Source organism: Pseudonocardia yuanmonensis (assembly GCF_039542425.1).
GTDB lineage: Bacteria > Actinomycetota > Actinomycetes > Mycobacteriales > Pseudonocardiaceae > Pseudonocardia > Pseudonocardia yuanmonensis.
This window is the reverse complement of sequence record NZ_BAABIC010000001.1, coordinates 340,597-363,265: the sequence shown is the minus strand read 5'-3', so window position 1 is coordinate 363,265 and position 22,669 is coordinate 340,597. Positions and strand designations below refer to the sequence as shown.

At 73.8% G+C, this 22,669-nt stretch carries 22 protein-coding genes and 1 tRNA gene; 19 read left to right on the top strand and 4 right to left on the bottom strand.

The window, feature by feature from the left end; genetic code table 11:
• Positions 1 to 276: 276 nt before the first annotated feature.
• From ABD990_RS01655 to ABD990_RS01645, 3 genes are all read right to left on the bottom strand, one after another.
• A tRNA-Arg gene (locus tag ABD990_RS01655) sits at positions 277 to 351 on the bottom strand.
• 56 nt (positions 352 to 407) lie between these two features.
• Positions 408 to 1,136 (bottom strand): DUF305 domain-containing protein, encoded by a 729-nt coding sequence (locus tag ABD990_RS01650; protein ID WP_345377818.1) that lies wholly within the window; start codon positions 1,134 to 1,136, stop codon positions 408 to 410.
• A 5-nt stretch (positions 1,137 to 1,141) separates the two neighbouring features.
• A complete protein-coding gene (locus ABD990_RS01645; protein ID WP_345377816.1) occupies positions 1,142 to 1,954 on the bottom strand; it encodes a thioredoxin-like domain-containing protein in 813 nt (270 codons plus the stop codon).
• 114 nt (positions 1,955 to 2,068) lie between these two features.
• Between ABD990_RS01645 and argS the strand changes: the two genes are divergently transcribed.
• The 11 genes from argS to ABD990_RS01590 all read left to right on the top strand — a co-directional run bounded on the left by argS (position 2,069) and on the right by ABD990_RS01590 (position 15,653).
• Complete coding sequence (argS, locus tag ABD990_RS01640; protein ID WP_345377814.1) at positions 2,069 to 3,712, top strand: arginine--tRNA ligase; 1,644 nt, start codon at positions 2,069 to 2,071, stop codon at positions 3,710 to 3,712.
• A gap of 10 nt (positions 3,713 to 3,722) precedes the next feature.
• The gene (gene lysA / locus ABD990_RS01635; protein ID WP_345377812.1) at positions 3,723 to 5,171 is read left to right on the top strand and encodes a diaminopimelate decarboxylase; all 1,449 of its coding nucleotides are present in this window, start codon (positions 3,723 to 3,725) and stop codon (positions 5,169 to 5,171) included.
• A gap of 144 nt (positions 5,172 to 5,315) precedes the next feature.
• Positions 5,316 to 6,680 carry a homoserine dehydrogenase gene (locus ABD990_RS01630; protein WP_345377811.1) on the top strand — a complete coding sequence of 455 codons (1,365 nt, stop codon included), beginning with the start codon at positions 5,316 to 5,318 and terminating at the stop codon, positions 6,678 to 6,680.
• A gap of 103 nt (positions 6,681 to 6,783) precedes the next feature.
• A complete protein-coding gene (gene thrC / locus ABD990_RS01625) occupies positions 6,784 to 7,800 on the top strand; it encodes a threonine synthase (protein WP_345378010.1) in 1,017 nt (338 codons plus the stop codon).
• The gene (gene thrB, locus ABD990_RS01620; RefSeq protein ID WP_345377810.1) at positions 7,800 to 8,750 is read left to right on the top strand and encodes a homoserine kinase; all 951 of its coding nucleotides are present in this window, start codon (positions 7,800 to 7,802) and stop codon (positions 8,748 to 8,750) included. Before thrC ends, thrB begins: the two co-directional genes overlap by 1 nt.
• Before the next feature lie 410 nt (positions 8,751 to 9,160).
• Complete coding sequence (rho, locus tag ABD990_RS01615; protein WP_345377809.1) at positions 9,161 to 11,299, top strand: transcription termination factor Rho; 2,139 nt, start codon at positions 9,161 to 9,163, stop codon at positions 11,297 to 11,299.
• Between the two features lie 170 nt (positions 11,300 to 11,469).
• Complete coding sequence (rpmE, locus tag ABD990_RS01610) at positions 11,470 to 11,688, top strand: 50S ribosomal protein L31 (protein WP_345377808.1); 219 nt, start codon at positions 11,470 to 11,472, stop codon at positions 11,686 to 11,688.
• A gap of 93 nt (positions 11,689 to 11,781) precedes the next feature.
• A complete protein-coding gene (prfA, locus tag ABD990_RS01605) occupies positions 11,782 to 12,867 on the top strand; it encodes a peptide chain release factor 1 (protein ID WP_425569340.1) in 1,086 nt (361 codons plus the stop codon).
• Positions 12,868 to 12,874: 7 nt separating this feature from the next.
• The gene (prmC, locus tag ABD990_RS01600) at positions 12,875 to 13,735 is read left to right on the top strand and encodes a peptide chain release factor N(5)-glutamine methyltransferase (RefSeq protein WP_345377806.1); all 861 of its coding nucleotides are present in this window, start codon (positions 12,875 to 12,877) and stop codon (positions 13,733 to 13,735) included.
• A gap of 180 nt (positions 13,736 to 13,915) precedes the next feature.
• Positions 13,916 to 14,575, top strand: coding sequence for an L-threonylcarbamoyladenylate synthase (locus ABD990_RS01595; RefSeq protein WP_345377805.1), 660 nt, complete (start codon positions 13,916 to 13,918; stop codon positions 14,573 to 14,575).
• A 163-nt stretch (positions 14,576 to 14,738) separates the two neighbouring features.
• Positions 14,739 to 15,653, top strand: coding sequence for an endonuclease domain-containing protein (locus ABD990_RS01590; RefSeq protein WP_345377804.1), 915 nt, complete (start codon positions 14,739 to 14,741; stop codon positions 15,651 to 15,653).
• 31 nt (positions 15,654 to 15,684) lie between these two features.
• Here the strand turns inward: ABD990_RS01590 and ABD990_RS01585 are convergent, their stop codons facing one another.
• Positions 15,685 to 16,383 (bottom strand): TetR/AcrR family transcriptional regulator, encoded by a 699-nt coding sequence (locus ABD990_RS01585; RefSeq protein WP_345377803.1) that lies wholly within the window; start codon positions 16,381 to 16,383, stop codon positions 15,685 to 15,687.
• 203 nt (positions 16,384 to 16,586) lie between these two features.
• On the opposite strand from ABD990_RS01585, the gene ABD990_RS01580 reads away from it, so the two are divergent.
• From ABD990_RS01580 to ABD990_RS01545, 8 genes are all read left to right on the top strand, one after another.
• A complete protein-coding gene (locus ABD990_RS01580) occupies positions 16,587 to 17,861 on the top strand; it encodes a serine hydroxymethyltransferase (protein WP_425569354.1) in 1,275 nt (424 codons plus the stop codon).
• Between the two features lie 30 nt (positions 17,862 to 17,891).
• On the top strand, positions 17,892 to 19,130 hold the full coding sequence (locus ABD990_RS01575; protein WP_345378009.1) for a glycosyltransferase family 4 protein: 1,239 nt from the start codon (positions 17,892 to 17,894) through the stop codon (positions 19,128 to 19,130).
• Positions 19,131 to 19,166: 36 nt separating this feature from the next.
• A complete protein-coding gene (locus ABD990_RS01570) occupies positions 19,167 to 19,616 on the top strand; it encodes a Cg1360 family ATP-synthase-associated protein (protein ID WP_345377801.1) in 450 nt (149 codons plus the stop codon).
• Between the two features lie 270 nt (positions 19,617 to 19,886).
• Positions 19,887 to 20,129 carry an AtpZ/AtpI family protein gene (locus ABD990_RS01565; protein WP_345377800.1) on the top strand — a complete coding sequence of 81 codons (243 nt, stop codon included), beginning with the start codon at positions 19,887 to 19,889 and terminating at the stop codon, positions 20,127 to 20,129.
• Positions 20,130 to 20,186: 57 nt separating this feature from the next.
• Positions 20,187 to 20,969, top strand: coding sequence for a F0F1 ATP synthase subunit A (atpB, locus tag ABD990_RS01560; RefSeq protein ID WP_345377799.1), 783 nt, complete (start codon positions 20,187 to 20,189; stop codon positions 20,967 to 20,969).
• A 74-nt stretch (positions 20,970 to 21,043) separates the two neighbouring features.
• Positions 21,044 to 21,250, top strand: coding sequence for an ATP synthase F0 subunit C (atpE, locus tag ABD990_RS01555; protein WP_037044700.1), 207 nt, complete (start codon positions 21,044 to 21,046; stop codon positions 21,248 to 21,250).
• Between the two features lie 39 nt (positions 21,251 to 21,289).
• Positions 21,290 to 21,832: a F0F1 ATP synthase subunit B gene (locus ABD990_RS01550; RefSeq protein WP_345377798.1), complete on the top strand. Its 543-nt coding sequence runs from the start codon at positions 21,290 to 21,292 to the stop codon at positions 21,830 to 21,832.
• Entirely contained in the window at positions 21,832 to 22,662 is an 831-nt protein-coding gene (locus ABD990_RS01545) for a F0F1 ATP synthase subunit delta (protein WP_345377797.1), read from the top strand. The genes ABD990_RS01550 and ABD990_RS01545 overlap by 1 nt, the downstream gene beginning before the upstream one ends.
• Positions 22,663 to 22,669: the final 7 nt, after the last annotated feature.

Here is a 22,669-nt window from a genome sequence, read left to right as displayed (position 1 = left end):
TGGGAGGCAGCCCGAACACGGTGGGGACGACCGAGCAGCAGCCCGCCACCGCCCCGCCGAAGCGGGTACCGACCCTCAGACCCCGAGCGGGCTGCGGCGGAGCAGGGCTCTAACCAGGTTCCATGCCGAGTGTTGACCCCTCTGCCGGCCACTGTCAGCGATGCTGCGTCGAGCGTGGAGCGGCTCGTGGAATGAGTTCGTTCCACGAATCATTCCACGAAGGTGCTTCAGAGGTTGTTCATCGCAATGACGCTGAGCGATACGTGCAGGTCAACGTGGTGCCCCCGGCAGGATTCGAACCTGCGCTCCCGCCTCCGGAGGGCGGTGCTCTATCCCCTGAGCTACGGGGGCGACTCCCGCTCGCCGCGTTCCCGCGGCGTGCAGGAGAACCCTACAACACCCCTGGATCAGTTCTGCGGGAGGGGTTGCGCGGCCCGCTCGGCGAGCAGCTGCCGCATCAGGTCGGCCTCGGAGGTCTGCGCCGACAGCGCCTGCGCGGCGAGGTTGCGGACCTCGGGCACGGCCGCCCGCTCGGCCGCGTACCGCAGCATGTCCGTGCCGCCGAGGTGGTGGCGCAGCATCAGCTGGAGGAACAGCGTGTCCAGCTGCGTGCCGCTCGCGGCCCGCAGGTTCCTCAGGTCCTCGTCCGTCGCCATGCCCGGCATCCGGGCGGCGCCCGCGGACGGGGCGGCCGACCCGTCGGAGGTGGCGTGCCCGTGCCCGGTGTCCCCGGGCCCGGCCATCCACGTCATGTACGGCCGTCCCGTGGGGAAGGCGGGAGCGCCCCACAGCCCGAGCCAGCCCTGCATCCGCCCGATCTGCTGGAGCTGCGTGGTCTCGATGTCGAAGGCCAGCTGCTTGACCTGCGGGTCCGAGGTGTGGTCCCGGGCCCACGAGGCCATCTCGACGGCCTGCTCGTGGTGCACCGTCATGTCCTGCGCGAACCCGACGTCGACCGAGTCGGCCGACGGCGTGGTGGTCCCCGCCGAGCCGGGCAGCCCGACCAGCATCCCGGCGGCCCCGCCGATCAGCAGCAGCGCCACCGCGGCGGCGATCACCACCAGGGGACGGACCCACCGCGGCTCGCGGCGACCGGGGTCGGCCGCCGCGTCCGGCTCGGCGAGGTCCGTGGCCACGGGGCTCACTGGCCGCCGGAGCCCGGGTCGGGCATCGTGCCGCCGGTGGTGCCGGAGCCGCGCTCCGCCACGATCGTGCCGCCGTTGATCTCCGAGACGGTCGGGGTCGGCTCGAACGGCGGCGGGTTGTCCTGGTCGAACGCGCCCGGGCCGAGCGCCTGGCAGGTCGCGCCGATCTCCGGGTAGTTGTACTGGTTGCGGCGCAGCGCGGTGATGAACTGGTCGACCCGCGGGTCGTTCGCGTCGCTCAGCTTGAGCTGGTGGTTCCAGGCCTGCAGCGAGATCGGCTGGTCGAGACCCGGGTAGGGGGACATCACGGTGTACGGCTGGCCGTCGACCTTCGCCGAGAGGGTGTCGAGCGCCGCCCCGGTCACCTGGTCGGGGTTGTAGGCGATCCAGACCGCGCCGTGCTCGAGCGAGTGCACGAGGGTCTCCTGGCGCACCGCCGTCGGGTAGACGATGCCGGTGCACGCGGCCCAGTACTGGTCGTGGTCCCCGCCCATGGGCGGCGTGTGGGTGTAGGCGACCCGCGTCGGGCCGACGACATGGCCCTGGCCGGACCCGGTGTAGTTGTCCGTGACGACGCCGGGGATCTGCGTCGACGGGTCCCTGTTGGTGTCGCTCGGCGTGTACGCGGCGAGGGCGTCCTGGGCGGCGCTGTTCTCGTTGTTCTTGTAGACCGCGTAGCCGAAGATCGCGCCGGCGAACAGCACGACGACCAGTACGCCCGCGATCAGTCCCCACGGCGTCGAGCGCCGGGTGACGACCGAGTTGCGGGCCTTGCTCCGACTCGCCTTGCTGCTCTTGCCGCTGGCCATGAACCGTCCAGATGATCGGGGGTCGAGCGACCGTCACCCATCCGGCGGTCGCGCCCAGGCAGTGTAGGAGCGCCGCCTGAGAAACCCCCGAGTGCCACCTCCTATCCTCGTGGGGTGACTCCCGACGTGCTCGCCGACCTGGTCCGTGTCGCCGCGCTGGACGTGCTGGCCGCGCGCGGCCTGGCCGCGGACGCGCTGCCCGCCGACGCGGGCGTCGAGCGGCCCCGCAACCCCGAGCACGGCGACTACGCCACCAACCTCGCGCTGCGCACGGCCAAGAAGGCCGGCGTGGCCCCGCGGGACCTGGCGGGCTGGCTGGCCGAGGACCTCGCGGGCCGCCCCGGGATCGCGTCGGCCGAGGTCGCGGGTCCGGGCTTCATCAACCTGCGGCTGGCGGCGGACGCGCAGGGCGCCCTGGTCGGCGAGGTGCTGGCGGCCGGCGAGGCGTACGGCACCGGGGACGAGTACGCCGGGCGCAACGTGAACCTGGAGTTCGTCTCCGCCAACCCCACGGGCCCGCTGCACCTCGGCGGCACCCGGTGGGCCGCGGTCGGCGACGCGCTGGGCCGGGTGCTCACCGCCCGGGGCGCCAAGGTCACCCGCGAGTACTACTTCAACGACGCCGGTGCCCAGATCGACCGGTTCGTCGCCTCCCTGGTCGCGGCGGCGGAGGGCGAGCCCGCCCCGGAGAACGGCTACGGCGGCGCCTACATCGCCGACATCGCCGCGCGGGTGCTCGAGGCCGAGCCGACCGCGCTCGGAGCGCCGGACCGGGACGAGATCTTCCGCCGCGTCGGCGTCGGCCTCATGTTCGCGGAGATCAAGCAGGACCTGCACGAGTTCGGCACGGACTTCGACGTCTGGTTCCACGAGAACTCGCTGCACGAGTCCGGCGCGGTCGAGGCGGCCGTGAACGCGCTGAAGGAGAACGGCAGCCTCTACGAGGCGGACGGCGCCTGGTGGCTGCGCTCCAGCGACCACGGGGACGACAAGGACCGCGTCGTCATCAAGAGCGACGGGCGGCCGGCCTACATCGCCGGCGACATCGCCTACCTGCGGGACAAGCGGGCGCGCGGCTTCGACCTGTGCATCTACATGCTCGGCGCCGACCACCACGGCTACGTCTCCCGGCTCAAGGCGGCCGCGGCCGCGTTCGGCGACGACCCCGCCGTGGTCGAGGTGCTCATCGGCCAGCTGGTCAACCTCGTCAAGGACGGCCAGCCGGTGCGGATGAGCAAGCGGGCGGGCACGGTCGTCACGATGGAGGACCTGGTCGAGGCCGTCGGCGTCGACGCCGCCCGCTACTCGCTGATCCGCTCGTCCGTCGACTCCGCGCTGGACATCGACCTCGACCTGCTGGTCAAGCGGAGCAACGACAACCCGGTCTTCTACGTGCAGTACGCGCACGCCCGGCTGGCCTCACTGGCCCGCAACGCCGCCGACCTCGGCGTCGAGCCCGGTACCGGGTTCGGGCTGCTCGAGCACCCGCGCGAGGGCGACCTCATCCGTACACTCGGGGAGTTCCCGGAGGTCGTGCGCGCGGCGGCCGAGCTGCGCGAGCCGCACCGGGTGGCGCGCTACCTCGAGGCCCTGGCCAGCGCGTACCACAAGTTCTACGACAGTTGCCGCGTCCTGCCGATGGGCGACGAGCAGGTCACCGAGCTGCACCGCGCCCGGCTCGCCCTGTGCGTCGCGGCACGGCAGGTGCTCGCGAACGGGCTCGGCCTGCTCGGCGTGAGCGCACCGGAACGGATGTGAGGACGGACCCGTGAGAGCGCACCCCGCCGGCCCCCTGCACGGCGGCATCCAGGCGCCGCCGGAGACCGCGGGCCCCCGCCCGACGGGCGCCGCCGAGCTCGACCACCTCGCGCCGGCCGTCTGGCCGCGCAACGCCCGCCGCGGGGCCGACGGCGCGCTGCGTGTCGCCGGCGTCGACGTCCGGGAGCTGGCCGGGCGGTACGGCACCCCGCTGTTCGTGATCGACGAGGCGGACTTCCGCTCCCGCGCGGCCGAGTTCGCCGCCGCGTTCGGGGCCGAGTCCGTGCACTACGCCGCCAAGGCCTTCCTCAGCACCGAGATCGCGCGCTGGGTCGCCGACGAGGGCCTGTCGTTGGACGTCGCGAGCGGCGGCGAGCTGGCCGTCGCGCTGCGGGCGGGTTTCCCGGCCGAGCGGATCGCGATGCACGGCAACAACAAGTCCGTCGCCGAGCTGGCCGCCGCGGTCGAGAGCGGCGTGGGCCGGGTCGTGCTGGACTCGTTCCACGAGATCGTCCGGCTCGACGCGGTGGCCGCCGACCGGGACGTCGTCCAGCCGGTGATGATCCGGGTGACCGTGGGCGTCGAGGCGCACACGCACGAGTTCATCGCGACCGCGCACGAGGACCAGAAGTTCGGGTTCTCGATCGCCGGCGGGCTCGAGTCCGACGCCGCCGAGGCCGCCCGCCGCGTGCTCAAGGCCGGCAACCTGCGGCTCGTCGGCCTGCACAGCCACATCGGCAGCCAGATCTTCGACACCGAGGGCTTCGAGGTGGCGGCGCACCGCGTCGTCCGGCTGCTGGCGGATCTGCACCGCGAGCACGGCGCGGCCGCCCTCGCCGACCTCACCACCCTCGACCTGGGCGGCGGCATCGGCATCGCGTACCGGCCGGACGAGGACCCGCTGTCCGTCGAGGCGCTGGCCAAGGAGCTGCGCGGGATCGTCGAGCGCGAGTGCGCCGCCGCGGGGCTCGAGGTGCCGGAGATCGCCGTGGAGCCCGGGCGCGCCGTCGCCGGCCCCGGCGGGATCACGCTCTACGAGGTCGGCACGCTCAAGGAGGTCCCGCTCGGCGTCGGCTCGCGGCGGTACGTGAGCGTCGACGGCGGGATGAGCGACAACATCCGCACCGCCCTCTACGACGCGCTGTACGACTGCCGGCTCGTGTCCCGGTCGTCGGCGCTGGACTCGCTGCCCGACGGTGCCCACCCGGCGCTGTCCCGGGTGGTCGGCAAGCACTGCGAGTCCGGGGACATCGTGGTGCGGGACTGCTGGCTGCCCGCGGACCTCGCGCCCGGCGACCTGCTGGCGGTGGCCGCCACCGGCGCCTACTGCTACTCGATGGCCAGCTCGTACAACCGGCTGCCGCGCCCGGCCGTCGTCGCGGTCCGGGACGGCGAGGCGCGGGTGATCCTGCGCCGCGAGACGGACGAGGACCTGTTCCGCCTCGAGGTCGGCCCGTGAGGCCGGGCGGGGGACGGGCGTGAGGGTGGGCACCCCGGACTGTCGCGCGGGGCGCCGGGCAGGGATGATCCCCGGTCGGGCCCGGCCCGGCCGCGCCGTCGGCGCCACCGGCCCCGCCCGCACCACATTCTCAGGAGGATCGTCGTGACGTCAGACGCGCCCGTCCGGGTCGCGCTGCTGGGCTGCGGGACCGTCGGGTCCGAGGTCGTCCGGCTGCTCGAGGACCAGGCGGGGGACCTCGCGGCCCGGGTCGGCGCGCCGGTCGAGCTGGCCGGGGTGGCCGTGCGCCGCCCGCACCGCCACCCGGGGCTGGACCCGGACCTGGTGACCACGGACGCCTCCGCGCTGGTGAGCCGGGAGGACGTCGACGTCGTCGTCGAGGTCGTCGGCGGCATCGAGCCCGCCCGCACGCTGCTGCTGCAGGCGATCAAGTCGGGCAAGTCCGTGGTCACCGCGAACAAGGCGCTGCTCGCCGAGGACGGCGCCACGCTCGCCGAGGCCGCGGACGCCGCGGGCGTCGACCTCTACTACGAGGCCTCGGTCGCCGGCGCGATCCCGCTGCTCCGCCCGCTGCGCGAGTCCCTGGCGGGCGACCGGATCACCCGCGTGGCCGGGATCGTCAACGGCACCACCAACTTCATCCTCTCCGCGATGAGCGCCTCGGGCGCCGGCTACGCGGAGGCCCTCGAGGAGGCCACCCGGCTCGGGTACGCCGAGGCCGACCCGAGCGCGGACGTCGACGGCTACGACGCGGCGTCCAAGGCCGCGATCCTCGCCACGATCGCCTTCCACACCCGGATCACCGCGGCCGACGTGCACTGCGAGGGCATCCGGCGGGTCACGGCCGCCGACATCGCCGCGGCCCGCGGGCTCGGCTGCACGATCAAGCTGCTCGCCATCTGCGAGCGCGTCCCCGGCAGCGGCGGCGCGCCGGAGTCCGTGTCCGCGCGGGTCTACCCCGCCATGATCCCGCTCAGCCACCCGCTGGCCAGTGTGAACGAGGCGTTCAACGCCGTCTTCGTCGAGGCGGACGCGGCGGGCCAGCTGATGTTCTACGGCCAGGGCGCGGGGGGCGCGCCCACCGCCAGCGCGGTGCTGGGCGACCTGGTCGCCGTGGCGCGCAACCGGGTCGGCGGCGGGCGCGGCCCGCGCGAGTCGGCCTACGCGAGCCTGCCCGTGCTGCCGATCGGGGACGTGCACACCCGCTACCACGTGAGCCTCGAGGTCGCGGACCGCACGGGCGTGCTGTCCGCCGTCGCGGGGGAGTTCGCGCGGCGCGGGGTCAGCATCGCCGCGGTGCGCCAGACCGGCGGCCGCGAGGACGGGGACGTGCCGGAGGCCGAGGCCGAGGCCGCGCGCCTGGTCGTCGTGACGCACGGGGCACCGGACTCCGCGCTGCACGCGACGGTCGAGGCGCTCGCGGGGCTCGACGTCGTCCGCGGGGTGGAGAGCGTGCTGCGCGTGGAGGGGCTGGGCCGGCCGGTCAGCACCCTCGGCGTGGCCGGATGAACACGCGGTCGAGCGACGCCGCGCGATGACGGGAGAGAGTGTGAGCACCGCCGTGCACCGCCTGGCCCCCTGGCCGGGCGTGATCGAGGCCTACCGCGACCGGATGCCCGTCGGGCCGGACTGGGAGATCGTCACCCTGGCCGAGGGCGGCACCCCGCTGCTGCCGGCGCCGGTGCTGAGCGAGCGCACCGGCTGCGAGGTGTACCTCAAGGTCGACGGGCTCAACCCGACCGGGTCCTTCAAGGACCGCGGGATGACCATGGCCGTGACCGCGGCGCTCGCCGAGGGCAAGCAGAGCGTGCTCTGCGCGTCGACCGGCAACACCTCCGCCTCGGCGGCCGCGTACGCCGCCCGCGCCCGGATGACCAGCGCGGTGCTGGTGCCCCGGGGCAAGATCGCCCTGGGCAAGCTGGCCCAGGCCGTGGCGCACGGGGCCCGGATCCTGCAGATCGACGGCAACTTCGACGACTGCCTCGAGCTGGCCCGCAAGACCACCGCGGACTACCCGGCGATCGCGCTGGTCAACTCGGTGAACCCGACCCGGATCGCGGGCCAGGCCAGCGCGGCCTACGAGATCTGCGACGCGCTGGGCCGCGCGCCGGACGTGCACTGCCTGCCGGTCGGCAACGCGGGCAACATCACCGCGTACTGGAAGGGCTACCGCGGCTACCACGCCGACGGGCTGATCCCCGCCCTGCCGCGGATGTTCGGCTTCCAGGCCGCCGGTGCCGCGCCGCTGGTCCACGGGGCGCCGGTGAAGAACCCCGAGACCGTCGCCACGGCCATCCGGATCGGTGCGCCGGCCTCGTGGAACGGCGCCGAGACCGCCCGCGAGGAGTCGGACGGCCGGTTCGCCGCCGTCACGGACGACGAGATCCTGGCCGCACACCGGCTGCTCTCCACCCGCGAGGCCGTGTTCGTGGAGCCGGCGTCGGCGGCGAGCGTCGCCGGGCTGCTGCAGGCCTCGGCGAACGGCTGGCTGGACCGCGGGCAGCTCGTGGTGTGCACCGTCACGGGCAACGGCCTCAAGGACCCGGACAGCGTGCTGGCCACCGCCCCGGCCCCCGAGATCGTGCCGATCGACCCCGCGGCCGTCGCGGCGGCCCTGGAGCTGGCCTGATGGGGCGCCCGACCGAGGTGCGGGTCCGGGTGCCGGCGTCGTCGGCCAACCTGGGGCCCGGCTTCGACTCGCTCGGGCTCGCGCTCGGGCTGTACGACGACGTCGAGGTCTGCGCCACGAGCGCGCCCGGCGTGCACGTCGAGGTCGAGGGCGAGGGCGCCGCCCAGGTGCCGTGTGACGAGTCGCACCTCGTGGTGCGCGCCATGCGGACGGCGTGGGCGCTGTTCGGCGACGAGCCCGCCGGCCTGCGCATGCGGTGCCGCAACGCGATCCCGCACTCGCGCGGCCTGGGCAGCTCGGCCGCCGCGGCCGTGGCCGGCGCCGTCGCCGCCTGCGTGCTGTCCGGTCGCGACCCGAAGCTCGAGCAGGACTCGTTGCTGCAGGTCACGGCCGGGATGGAGGGGCACGCGGACAACGCCGCCGCCAGCCTATTGGGCGGGTTCGTGGTGGCCTGGGAGCAGGTCCAGGTCGTTCCGGGGGGTCGTCGGGGGGCGGAGCCCCCCGACTGTGGGAACACCTCGGCCAGGTTCCACGCCGTCCGGCTCGACGTGCACGCCGGCATCAGGCCGGTCGCGCTCGTCGCAGGGGTCGAGTCCTCCACCACGACGACCCGCGGCCTGCTCCCCGAGCTGGTCCCGCTGCCCGACGCGGCGTTCACCGGGAGCCGGACCGCGCTGTCCGTCCTCGCCTTCACCCAGCGGCCCGAGCTGCTGATGGCGGCCACGGAGGACCGGCTGCACCAGGGCTACCGCCGCCCGGCCTACCCCGAGTCCGCGGACCTCGTCGACGCGCTGCGCGCGCACGGCGTGCCGGCCGCGATCTCCGGCGCCGGACCGACCGTCCTGGCGCTGACCTCGGGCGGGACGCTGCCCGAGGAGCTCGACACCGCCGGGTTCACGGCGCTGCCGCTGCCCGTCGACACGCTCGGCGCACAGGTCGAGATCGGCTGAGCGGCGCCCTCGGTCGGCCGCCGGTGTCGGGGGACCGGCGGCGACGTCGTCGAGGACGGGCACCGGCGGTGTCGGCACGGGTCCTCGCGGTGCGACACGCCGGGTCCGACCGGGGGTGTTGTTGCCGCGGACCCGCCGACGGTCTACCCTCGGTTTCGCACGGCGATCCACGCGTCATCCGCGTGGCCTCTCGAGCCGGAACCCACTCACTGCAGCCCATGTGGTCGGAATCCGGTCCGGACCGAGCGGCCTCTTCCCCGCGACCGTCGCACTGGTCGCCGCCCCTGCACATCGCCGACGGCGGCTCTCGTCATGCCGCCCCGGCGTCGTTGTCCGGCGGAGGAGCCGGACGTGACGTGTGGAATCCGCTGGTCCCGGCGCCGCTCGTGGGCCGGTCAGGAAGGAACTTCGTGAGCGAGACCGATCTCGTCAGCACCCCGGCAACGGACGAGGGTGCTGCCCCCAAGAGGCGGGGCGGGCTGTCCGGAATGGTCCTCGCCGACCTGCGTCAGCTCGCCGGCGAGCTGAACATCCCGGACATCGCCGGGATGCGGAAGGGCGACCTCATCGCCGCCATCAAGGAGAAGCAGGGCGCCCCGGCCAGGCGGACCTCCCGGAAGGCGAGCTCCGCCGACCAGCTCCCGCTCGACGGCGGGGAGGACACCGCGCCCGCCAAGCCGCGCCGCACCCGTGCCGCCGCCAAGGCCGCGGCGCCGGAGAGCCCGGCGGCCGAGCAGCCCGCCGCGGCCCCGGCCTCGGAGCAGGCCGCCGCGGAGGCCCCCGCCCCGACCCGGCGCCGCCGCGCGGCGAGCCGGCCCGCGGGTGCCCCGGACCCGAAGCCGACCCCCGGCGTCAACGGGGTCACCCCGGCCGCCGAGGCCGTGAACGGCCAGGTCAACGGGCACGCGCCGGAGCAGAGCGTCGCCGCCCCGGCCGCCGACACCCCCGCCGACACCCCGGCCGAGGGCGAGGAGGGCGGCCGTCGCCGGCAGACCCGCCGTCGCTCCGGCGGCGAGCCCCAGTCGGACACCCTCGACGCGGTGGCCGCGAGCATCGGCGCGCCCGAGAAGGAGAGGACCGACCGCGGCGACCGCACCGACCGGTCCGACCGGGACGGCGAAGGCGGCGGCCGCAACCGCAACCGGAACCGCACCGAGCGCACCGAGCGGGGCGGCGAGGGCGGCGGCCGCACCCGCGGCGACAACCGCACCGACCGGAACGACCGCGGCGACCGCGGCGACACCCGGACCGAGCCGCGGGACTCCCGCCCGGACGACGACTCGGACGAGGACGGCGACGGCCGCGGCCGGCGCGGGCGCCGGTTCCGGGACCGCCGCCGGGGCCGTGACCGCGACTCGCGCGGCGGCGGCGAGCGCACCGTCGACACCGAGGTGCGGGAGGACGACGTCCTGCTGCCGGTGGCCGGCATCGTCGACATCCTGGACAACTACGCGTTCGTCCGGACCACCGGCTACCTGTCCGGCCCGAACGACGTCTACGTGTCGCTGTCGATGGTCCGCAAGCACGGCCTGCGCCGCGGCGACGCGATCACCGGCGCCGTCCGCCAGCCCCGCGAGGGCGAGCAGCAGCGGCAGAAGTTCAACCCGCTGGTGCGCATCGACACCATCAACGGGCGGGACCCGGAGTCCGGCCGGCAGCGGCCGGAGTTCACCAAGCTCACCCCGCTCTACCCGAACGAGCGGCTGCGCCTGGAGACCGAGCCGTCGAAGCTCACGACCCGGGTCATCGACCTGGTCATGCCGATCGGCAAGGGCCAGCGCGCGCTGATCGTCTCGCCGCCCAAGGCCGGCAAGACGATGGTGCTGCAGTCGATCGCCAACGCGATCACCACCAACAACCCCGAGTGCCACCTCATGGTCGTCCTCGTCGACGAGCGGCCGGAGGAGGTCACCGACATGCAGCGGTCGGTGAAGGGCGAGGTCATCGCCTCGACCTTCGACCGCCCGCCGTCGGACCACACCGCCGTCGCCGAGCTCGCCATCGAGCGGGCGAAGCGGCTGGTGGAGCTGGGGCACGACGTCGTCGTCCTGCTGGACTCGATCACCCGCCTGGGCCGCGCCTACAACCTGGCCGCCCCCGCGTCGGGCCGGATCCTGTCCGGTGGTGTCGACTCGACCGCGCTCTACCCGCCGAAGCGGTTCCTGGGCGCGGCGCGGAACATCGAGGACGGCGGATCGCTGACCATCTTCGCCACCGCGCTGGTCGAGACCGGTTCGACGATGGACACGGTGATCTTCGAGGAGTTCAAGGGCACCGGCAACGCCGAGCTCAAGCTGGACCGCAAGCTCGCGGACAAGCGGATCTTCCCGGCGATCGACGTCGACGCCTCCGGCACCCGGAAGGAGGAGCTGCTGATGTCCGGCGACGAGTTCGCCATCAGCGTCAAGCTCCGCCGCGTGCTGTCCGCGCTCGACCACCAGCAGGCGATCGAGCTTGTGCTGGGTCAGCTCCGCAAGACCCGCACCAACATCGAGTTCCTCATGCAGGTCCAGAAGACCACGCCGGGGAACTTCGGCAACGACGACTGACGCGTGATCTCAGCGCCCGGCCCCGGTGGGAATCCCCGCCGGGGCCGGGTGGTTGAATGAGGCGGTACGCATCCGGCTCCGGTTCACCCACATCCGGGGGCTCCGCCCCCGGAAACCCCGAACAGCGAGGGGTGTGAGACCCGGCGGCCGATCTTCGAGAGGAACATCCCATGCGTGAGGGCATCCACCCCCAGTACGTCGAGACCCAGGTCACCTGCGGTTGCGGTAACTCGTTCACCACCCGCAGCACCAAGACCAGCGGCGTGATGACCGTCGAGACCTGCTCCGCCTGCCACCCCTTCTACACGGGCAAGCAGCGGATCCTGGACTCCGGTGGCCGCGTCGCCCGCTTCGAGGCGCGCTACGGCAGGCGCAAGGCCGCCAAGTAGCTTTCCCGTCCGGCGCCCGTCCCCTTGCCAGGGGCCGGGCGCCGTTCGCATGTCAGGGGTGAGGACCAGGGAGAACGGGAGCACGTGGTGGCGGTGAGCAGCAGCGCGGCAGGCGTGGACGCGCTGATCGACGAGTACGCGGAGCTGGAGTCGCGGCTGGCCGACCCGGCCGTGCACGCCGACGCGGGCACGGCCCGCAAGCTCGGCCGGCGGTACGCCGAGCTCGGCCCGGTCGTCGCGGTGGCGCGGGAGCTGGCCGGGGCGCGGTCGGACGAGGCCGCCGCCCGCGAGCTGGCCGCCGAGGACCGGGCGTTCGCCGCCGAGGCGGACGAGATCGCCGCGCGGATCCCGGCGCTGGAGGCCCGGCTGGCCGAGCTGCTGGTCCCGCGGGACCCGCACGACGGCGACGACGTCGTGATGGAGGTCAAGTCCGGCGAGGGCGGCGAGGAGTCGGCGCTGTTCGCGGGCGACCTCGTGCGGATGTACACCCGCTACGCCGAGCGCCGCGGCTGGAAGGTCGAGGTGCTCGACTCCGTCGGCTCCGACCTGGGCGGGTACAAGGACATCACCCTGCTCCTGCGCTCGCGCACCCCCAGCGCCGACGGCGTGTGGTCGGCGCTGAAGTTCGAGGGCGGCGTGCACCGGGTGCAGCGGGTGCCGGTCACCGAGTCGCAGGGCCGCATCCACACCTCCGCCGCCGGCGTGCTCGTGTACCCGGACACCGGCGAGGACGCGGAGGTCGAGGTCGACGAGAACGACATCCGGGTCGACGTCTTCCGCTCCTCCGGGCACGGCGGGCAGAGCGTCAACACCACGGACTCCGCGGTGCGCATCACGCACCTGCCGACCGGGATCGTCGTCAGCTGCCAGAACGAGCGCTCGCAGCTGCAGAACCGGGCCCGGGCGATGGAGGTGCTGCGCTCGCGGCTGCAGGCGCTGCACGAGGCCGAGCAGGCCGCGGCAGCCTCGGCGGAGCGGAAGTCGCAGGTCAGGACGGTCGACCGGTCCGAGCGCATCCGCACCTACAACTTCCCGGAGAACCGGATCTCGGACCACCGGGTGGGCTACAAGGCGCACAACCTCTCCGCGGTGCTCGACGGGGACCTCGACGACGTCGTCGCCGCGCTGACGAAGGCCGAGCGGGCCGAGGCGATCGCCGCCGCCGAGGAGGGCGCGTGAGCGCCGCGTGAGCCGGCAGCCGCTGCGGGTGGCGATCGCGGAGGCCGAGCGGGCGCTGGCGGAGGCGGGGATCGAGTCGCCCCGGGTGGAGGCGGAGTTCCTGGCCTCGCACGTCGTCGGCGTGCCGCGCGGGCGGCTGATGCTGCACCCGCTCGTCGACCCGCCGCAGGTGGAGGAGTACCGCCGGCTCGTCGCCCGGCGCGCCACCCGCGAGCCGCTGCAGCACGTCCTGGGCACCGCCGTGCTCGGCCCGGTCGAGGTCGCCGTCGGGCGTGGGGTGTTCACCCCGCGCCCGGAGACCGAGCTGCTGCTCGAGTGGGGCCTGCGGCAGCTCCGCGGCGTCGAGAACCCACTGGTCGTGGACCTGTGCACCGGATCGGCGGCGCTCGCGCTGGCCTTCGCCGAGAGCCGGCCCGACGCCCGGGTGCACGCCGTCGAGATCGACCCCGTGGCGCTCACCTGGGCGCGTCGGAACATCGCGGCGCACGGCGACCGGGTCACGCTGCACGCTGCGGACGTCCGCTGGAAGGACCCGCTGCCCGAGCTCGAGGCCCGTGTCGACCTCGTGGTCTGCAACCCACCGTACGTGCCGGAGGGCACACCGGTGCCGCCCGAGGTCGCGGAGTGGGACCCGGCCGTCGCGGTGTTCGGCGGCGCGGACGGGCTCGCGCTGATCCCCGCGGTGATCGCGCTGGCCGCGACCCTGCTCCGGTACGGCGGCGGGCTCGCGATCGAGCACGACGACACCCACGGCGAGGCCGTTCCCGCCCTGCTGCGTCGCCGCAAGGTGCTCACGGACGTGCAGGAACACCGGGACCTGACCGGCCGCCCCCGCTTCGCCACCGCCCGCCGCACCACCCCCACCTGAGCCACCGATGAGCGAGCGGCACTCTCGCTCACATCTAGTGAGCGAACGCGCCGTTCGTGCATCCGGTGGGGTGGATGAGCGAGCGGCGCTCTCGCTCACACCTAGTGAGCGAACGCGCCGTTCGTGCATGTCACGGGGGTGCGGGCGGGGTCGTCCGGGCACGGTCGTAGGGTGCCGGTCGTGACTGCTCCGGCCGTTCCCGTCTACGACTGCTCCGACCCCGACGCCCGCGTCGAGGGGCTGGCCGCCGCCGCCCGCGCCGTGCGGGCCGGGCAGCTCGTCGTGCTGCCGACGGACACGGTGTACGGCCTGGGCTGCGACGCCTTCTCCTCGACGGCCGTCCGCAACCTGCTGGCCGCCAAGCACCGCGGCCCGGACATGCCCGTCCCGGTGCTGGTGGGCTCGTGGTCCACGATCGACGGCCTCGTCCTCGGCGTCTCCGCCACCGCCCGTGCCCTGATCGAGGCGTTCTGGCCGGGCGGGCTGTCGCTGGTGCTGCCGCACGCCCCGTCGCTGAACTGGGACCTGGGCTCGACCAAGGGCACCGTGATGCTGCGCATGCCGCTGCACCCGGTGGCGCTCGAGCTGCTCCGCGACGTCGGCCCCATGGCCGTGTCCAGCGCGAACATCTCCGGCCGCCCGCCCGCGAGCACCGCCGCCGAGGCCCTCGACCAGCTCGCCTCCTCGGTCGCCCTCTACCTCGACGGCGGCCCCAGCGGCGACCCCGTCGCCTCCACGATCGTCGACCTGACGGGGAAGCAACCCCGCATCCTCCGCGAGGGCGCCGTCACCCGGGCCCAGGTCGGGGAGGTCGTGGGGCAGGACGTCCCCCTCGGCTGACCGGCTCCTTCGAGAAGGAGCTGAGGGTTCCTGGAGGCGGCCGAACCGACCCAGAGCTCCTGATGATCATGGGTCGGCGCGAGGAACCGCGGTCAGCGCGGCTCCTGCGACCGGTTCTGTCGAACTGCGCCCGGCGCCGGTGGTCGCGGGGGAGCGTGCGGGCGTGCTCGACTCGCCCTTCCGAGGCTCCGATGCGGTCCGCGCCGGACTGATCACCCGGGGTCTGCTCCGCGGCCCGCGCTTCGTGCGGGTGTTCCCCGACGTCTACCTGCCCGCGGACATCCAGCCGACCTTCGAGATGCGGAGCCGGGCAGCGTTCCTGCACGTCGAGCGGCGGGGCGGGGTGCTGGCCGGGTACTCCGCGGCGCAGCTGCTGGCGGCGTCGTGCGAGCCGCGCGGCGCTGCGGCCGAGGTGCTCGTGCCGGCCCACATCCCGCGACACCGCGGACTCCTGGTGCACCAGGGCACGGTCGCGCCGGAGGATCTCCACCGGGTCGTCCCGCCCGGAGGCCGTGGGGTCCTGGTCACCGGGCGCGAGCGGACGGCGTGGGACCTGGCCAGGCGCCTGGACCTGGTCGAAGCGGTCGTGGCGGTGGACGCCCTCGCCCGACCCGCCCGGCCGGGTGGACCGTTGCGGTTCGAGCCCGCCGCGCTGCTCGACCGGTGGGCCGCGAACCCGGGCGCGCGAGGAGTCCGGCGGCTCGACAGGGTGGTCGCCCTCGCCGCGCCACGGGCCGAGTCCCCGATGGAGACCAGGCTCCGGCTCGTCCTGGTGCTCGGTGAGCTGCCGCCACCCGTCGTCCAGTACGTGCTGTGCGCCGCCGACGGCCGCGTCGTCGCCCGCCTCGACCTGGCGTACCCGCAGGCCAGGCTGGCCCTGGAGTACGACGGCGGCGACCACGACGACGTGCTCGACCGGGAGCGCGACCTGCGGACCGGTGCGCTCGGCTGGCACACGATGCGTTTCCGGGCGGCGGACATCCTTCGGCGGCCGGAGCGCACGCTCGCGCTCGTCCGCGAGCAGCTCGCCCACCGGAGTGCGCTCTTCACCGCCGAGAGGGAGCTCAGGGCTCGATGATCATGATCGTCGAACCCTCTGCTCCTGATGATCACGCGGGCAGGCCGACCTCGGCGGCGAGGCGGGTGGCCAGGGAGCGGAAATGCTCCTCGTGCGCCACGACGACGTTGTGGGTGTGGCCGAAGAGCTCGAAGCCGATGGCGCCGAACAGGCTCGACCAGGCCAGCACCAGCCGCCCGCCGAGCCCGCTGTCGGTCGGGAGACCCAGCTGGTCGAGCAGGCCGGGGGCGATGGTGGCGTCGTCGTCCCCGGGCGGGGGACTGACGGCGCCGGAGGCGACCCCGTCCCGCAGCACGCCGGCGAGCACCACCGCCACCCGGGCGGCGGGGGCGATCGTGTCCTGCGGGGCCGAGTAGCCGGGCACGGGGGAGCCGTAGAGCAGGGCGTACTCGTGGGGGTGGGCGAGCGCCCACGTGCGGGCCGCGGCGCAGGCGGCGTGCCAGCGCCCGAGCAGGTCCTCGCGCGGGACGGCCGCCTCGGCGAGCTCGACGGCCTCTCCCAGCGCGTCGTAGCCCTCGACGATCAACGCGGTGAGCAGGTCGTCCCGGCTGGGGAAGTAGCGGTAGACCGCCGACGACACCATGCCCAGCTCCCGCGCGACGGCCCGCAACGAGAGCGCCGCGGCGCCCGACGTGGCGAGGTGCGTCCGGGCGACGTCGACGATCTCGGCGGTGAGCTGCGCGCGGACGCGCTCGCGGGCGGTGCGGGGCGCGGAGCGGGGGGAGGTCATGCGGGGCAGTCTCCCAGTCGTCCCGGAGCGGTGTCCACATCCGCGAGCACCGATCCGATGAGCCGTCCGCACGGTCCGTACACGGGGCGGTGACACTGCGCAGACGCTCCGAATTCCGGAGCGGGTCCTCGTCGGACGGCGAGGAACCGCAGGTAGCCTGGTACACCGTGAGTGCGCACAGCGAGAACGCCCCCGGTCAGGACGTGCCGTTCTGGGGTCCGGACTTCGGAGCCCTGCAGCAGGAGGACCCGGAGATCGCCGGCGTCGTCCTCGACGAGCTGGAGCGCCTCCGCGGCGGACTGCAGCTGATCGCCAGCGAGAACCTCACCAGCCCGGCCGTCCTCGCGGCGCTGGGGTCCACGCTCTCGAACAAGTACGCCGAGGGCTACCCGGGCCGCCGCTACTACGGCGGCTGCCAGGTGGTGGACCGCGCCGAGGAGATCGGCAACGCCCGCACCAAGGCGCTGTTCGGCGCCGAGCACGTCAATCTCCAGCCGCACTCGGGCGCCAGCGCGAACCTCGCCGCCTACGCGGCCTTCGCCAAGCCCGGCGACACCGTGCTGGCCATGGACCTCAAGCAGGGTGGGCACCTCACCCACGGCAGCAAGGTCAACTTCTCGGGCCTCTGGTTCCACGCCGTGTCCTACACCGTGCGCGAGGACTCCGAGCTCATCGACTACGACCAGGTCCGCGACCTGGCGCTGGAGCACAAGCCGAAGATCATCATCGCCGGCGCCACCGCCTACCCGCGGCTGATCGACTTCGCCCGGTTCCGGGAGATCGCCGACGAGGTCGGCGCCAAGCTGATGGTCGACGCCGCGCACTTCATCGGCCTGGTCGCCGGCAAGGCGATCCCCTCGCCGGTCCCGTTCGCGGACGTCGTCACCGCGACCACGCACAAGGTCCTGCGCGGCCCGCGCGGCGGCATGATCCTCGCCCGCGAGGAGCACGCGAAGGCGATCGACAAGGCCGTCTTCCCGTTCTCGCAGGGCGGTCCGCTGATGCACTCTGTCGCCGCGAAGGCCGTCGCGATGAAGGAGGCGGCGCAGCCCGCCTACCAGGCCTACGCGAACCAGGTCATCGCCAACGCGCAGGCGCTGGCCAAGGGGCTCGAGGCCGAGGGCATGCGCGCCGTCTCCGGCGGTACGGACACGCACCTCGCGCTCATCGACCTGCGGCCCATCGGCGTGACCGGCGGGGAGGCCGAGGCGCGCTGCGACCTCGCCCGCATCACCCTGAACAAGAACGCCATCCCGTACGACCCGGCGCCGCCGATGAAGCCCTCGGGCATCCGTGTCGGCTCGCCGAGCGTCACCACCCAGGGCATGGTCGAGTCGGACATGGCCGAGATCGCCTCGCTGCTGGCCCGCGCGGTCAGGGCGGAGCACGGCACCCCGGCGGGTGACCGCGAGCTGGCGGACGTCGCCGAGGCCGTCTCCTCCCTGGTCTCCCGCGCCCCCGCCTACCCGCGCGGCTGACCCGCGGCCCCGGCCCGCGCGCACGCGGTGGTGCTCGCCCAGTCCTCGTACGGCCAGTCCTCCTTCGGGTTGGGCCTCCCGATCCGGGAGTACCTGCTGGTCGGGCTGGCCGCCGCCGTCGTGACGTTCCTGCTGGTCGGGTTGGTTCGGGTGCTCGCGCTGCGGCTCGGCGCCGTGGCGTGGCCCCGCGGCCGGGACGTCCACGTGACGCCGACGCCGCGATGGGGCGGGCTGGCGATGTTCGGCGGGGTGCTCGCCGGGATCGGGCTCGCGGCCCAGCTCCCGGCGCTGCGGCTGGCCTTCGACTACTCGCGCGACGTGCAGGGCGTGCTGCTCGCGGCCGTCCTGCTCGTCGCGGTCGGGGCGCTGGACGACCGCTTCGAGCTCGACGCGATCACCAAGGCCGCCGGGCAGGTCACCGCGGCCGGCGTCCTGGTGCTGTTCGGCGTGCAGTTCTCGGTGTTCTGGATCCCGTGGGGCGGGGGCGGCACCGGGATCTCCGGATCGATCCTGTCGCTCGGCCCCGAGCAGGGCGTGGTGCTCACGGTGGTGCTGACCGTCGCCCTGGTCAACGCGATGAACTTCGTCGACGGGCTCGACGGGCTCGCCGCGGGCATCGGCCTCGTCGCCGCCACCGCGACGTGCGCCTTCGCGATCGGCCTGGTCCGCGAGAACGGCAACGACGCCGCCGCCTACCCGCCTGCGCTGATCGCGTCCGTCCTGGCGGGGGCCTGCCTGGGGTTCCTGCCGCACAACTTCAACCCGGCCCGCATCTTCATGGGCGACTCCGGCTCGATGCTCATCGGGCTGATGCTCGCCGCCGCAACGACGAGCGCCTCGGGCAAGATCCCGATCACCACCACGACGGACGGCACGGACATCCTGGCGCTGTTCGCCCCGCTCATCGTGCTGGCCGCCGTCGTGTTCGTGCCGCTGCTCGACCTGCTCATGGCGGTCGTGCGGCGCACCCGGGCCGGGATGAGCCCCTTCTCGCCTGACAAGATGCACCTGCACCACCGGCTGCTGGAGATCGGGCACAGCCAGCGGCGCGCGGTGCTGCTGATCTACCTCTGGGCGGGCATCCTCGCGTTCGGCGCGGTGGCGCTCGCCCTGATCGACGACCCGGCCTTCGTGCTGTGGGCGGTGGCGCTCGGCCTCGGGGTGGCGGTGCTGGCCACCGCCGTGCCGCGGGCCCGCAGCGCGCGGCGGGCCGGGTCCGCGGGGCCGCCCCGTCCCGGCACCCCGCCGCGGGCCCCGGGACGGACCTGACACGAGCGGCCCGTGCCGGGCCGACGAGGAGTAGCCATGAGCGAGAACCCGAACCCCGCCCCGGCGGCCGACGAGCAGCCGCACGTCCGGACGGTGCTGCGGCTGGCGGCGGCCATGCAGAAGGCCGCGATCCTGGTCGGTGGTGCGGTCAGCGTGCTCGCGATCGTGCTGTCCGTGGTGCTGCGCGGCGTCCCGGGCCTGATCGGCGGCCTGCTCGGCGTGGTCATCGGGCTCGGCCTCGGGTTCGTCGGCACCGCGGTGATGAAGGGGACGGCCCGGGCCACACCGGGCGGCGTGATGGTGGGCGCGATGGCGTCCTTCGCCGGCAAGTTCGTCGTCCTGCTGGTGTTCCTGCTCGTCTTCCGCGGGACGACGCTGTTCGACAACCAGACCTTCGCGTTCAGCCTGCTGGGCGTCACGATCGGCTGGATCGCCGGCGAGGTGGTCGGGTTCGTCCGCGCGAAGGCCCCCTCCGTCGACGTCTGATCAGCCCTTCCGCACCCGCCCGAGCAGGTGGGTGGGCTCGCCCGATGAGCTGAACGGGTGAAGTTGCCGAGGCTGTCCGCGGTGTCCGGGATGTCCGTGATGGCGCTCTCAGGGAGACCTGCATCACACCCCGCCGGAACTTCTACAGGCGATAGAGCGACGTCGGGCGGCCGAAGGCGTGCCGGAGGGTAAGGATCGGGCCGCCGGGGGCCGTCACGGCAGGTCGTACCGGGTAAGTGCGCCGTAACCAGGCTGATAGGGTCCCCCGTGATGGAGCAGGAACGGCCCCCGCAGAAGGCGAGCGGCGGACCCGGCGGCACGCCGGGGCGCACGCCGCCACCCGGCGAGGCCTGGACCGCTCTGTCGCACCTCCTGACCGGCATCCTCCTCTTCGGGGGGATCGGGTGGGGGGTGGACGAACTGTTCGACCTACGGGGCTTCACCGTGGCCGGCCTGCTGGTCGGTGCGGCGGCCTCGATGTACTTGATCTACGTCAGGTACGTTAAGTCCTGATCGTCTCGATTCCGCACGCTCCGGCTCCCCGGACGGCGGAACCGGAAGGAGCATTGGGTGACCACGACGGCCACCGCCCCGGCGCCGGGGTTCGAAGCCCCGGGGGTCGAGGACTTCCAGCTGCCGCCGGTCTTCGGGCCCGTGACCAAGCCGGTCCTGGAGCTCGTGCTCGCGGCGATCATCATCGCCGCGTTCTTCCTGGTGGCCGTGCGCAGACCAGCGCTCGTGCCGGGGAAGGCGCAGTTCCTCGGCGAGGCCTTCCACGGCCTCGTCCGGAACACGATCGCCCGGGACATGATCGGCGGCCGCGACTTCGTCAAGTACGTGCCGTTCCTGACCGCGCTGTTCGCCTTCGTCCTGGTGAACAACCTGTTCGGGATCATCCCGTTCATCCAGTTCCCCACCTTCTCGCACCCGGGCGTCCCCTACGCGCTGGCCGGGCTCGTGTACGTCGTGTTCACGTACGCGGGCATCCGCAAGCACGGGTTCGGCGGCTACATGCGCCTGTCGACCTGGCCGCCGGACGTGCCGTGGTGGGTGCGGATCATCCTCACGCCGATCGAGTTCCTGTCGAACCTGGTCCTGCGACCGGTCACCCTGTCGCTGCGGCTCTTCGGCAACATGTTCGCCGGCCACCTGCTGCTGCTGCTCTTCGTCCTCGGCGGCGAGTACATGCTGCTGCACGCGGACGACTGGCAGCTGAAGGTGCTCTCGCCGTTCGCCTTCCTGATGGCGATCGTCTTCACCTTCTTCGAGGCGTTCGTGCAGGTCATCCAGGCGTACATCTTCGTCATGCTCACGGCGTCGTACATCGGCACCGTCCTCGCGGACGACCACTAGGTCCCGTCGAGTCCCACCCCAGAGACCCTTCGGAACCGCGGGACGGCCGCGGACCCGGATCGAAAGGAAGCGCAATGATCACCGGTAACCTGAACGCCATCGGCTACGGCCTCTCGGCCATCGGCCCGGGTATCGGCGTCGGCATCGTCTTCGCGGCCTTCATCAACGGCGTCGCCCGCCAGCCGGAGGCCCGCGGGCAGCTCCAGGGCATCGCGTTCATCGGCTTCGCCCTCTCCGAGGCCCTCGCGATTCTGGGCCTGGTGCTCGCCTTCGCCCTCTGACGCACCCCCTGAACCACAGGTGACGCGGAGGAGCACACCATGACAATCGCCGCGGAGGAGCTGAACCCGCTCGTCCCGCACCTCGCCGAGATCATCGTCGGTCTCGTCGCCTTCGGCCTGCTGTTCTGGGTCCTCGCGAGGACGGTGTTCCCGCAGTTCGAGAAGCTGTACGCGGAGCGCACCGACCAGATCGAGGGCGGTCTGAAGCGGGCGGAGCAGGCGCAGGCCGAGGCCGACGCCCTGAAGAAGAAGTACGAGGACCAGCTCGCCGGTGCGCGGGCCGAGGCGGCGCGCATCCGCGACGACGCCCGGGCCGAGGGCCAGCAGATCAAGACCGAGCTGCGTGCCGAGGCCGAGGAGGAGGCCGCGCGGATCCGGGCGCGTGCCGAGGAGCAGGTCACGGCGCAGCGCGCGGCCGCGGAGCGCTCGCTCCGCGGTGAGATCGGCGGCCTGTCGGCCGAGCTGGCCGAGCGCATCCTCGGGTCGGAGCTCGCCGACCCGGCGCGCCGGTCGGCCACCGTCGACAGCTTCCTGTCGCAGCTCGACGACATGGCCCCGCGCCAGACGACCGGGGCGCGCTGATGGCGCTCGTCCTGGCCGCCACCAGCCGCGAGTCGCTGGCCGAGGTCTCGGAGCGGTTCGAGACCCGGCTCGGCCCGCTCGCCGCGGGGGATCGGCAGAAGCTGGGCGAGGAGCTCTACGCCGTCACCCGGCTGCTGGTCGCCGAGCGCGGCCTGCGCCGGGCGTTCTCCGACCCCGCCACCACGGCCGAGCAGCGCGGCCGCCTGGTCCGGGCCGTGCTGAACGGGAAGGTCGCACCGGCCACCCTCGAGACCGTCGCGGACCTGGCCGGCGCCCGCTGGTCCGGCCCGGCCGACCTGGTCGAGGCCACCGAGGCGCTGGCCCGGACCGGGCTGCTGGCCGCGGCCGAGAAGCAGCGCGCCCTCGACGACGTCGAGGACCAGCTGTTCCGGTTCGGCCGCATCCTGGAGCGCGAGCCGCAGCTCACGGCGCTGCTCTCGGACGAGGACGTGCCGGCGGACAAGCGGGTCCAGCTGCTGGACTCGGTGCTGGGCACGAAGGTCTACCCGGTCACCGCGGCGCTGCTGCGGGACCTGGTGCGGACCCCGCGGTCCCGGCACCTCGACGTCGCCGCGGAGGAGCTGTCCGAGCTCGCCGCGGCCCGGCGCAACCGCTCCGTCGCCTACGTGCGCACGGCGGTCGTCCTGAGCGAGGCGCAGGAGCGGCAGCTCACCGCCTCCCTCTCGCGCCTGTACGGACGGGACATCGCGTTGCAGGTGGAGCTCGACGAGAGCCTGCTGGGCGGCATGGTCATCAGGGTCGGCGACGAGGTCATCGACGGCAGCGTGTCCGGCAAGCTCGCCGCGGCCCGCCGGTCGATCCCGAGCTGACCGCCCC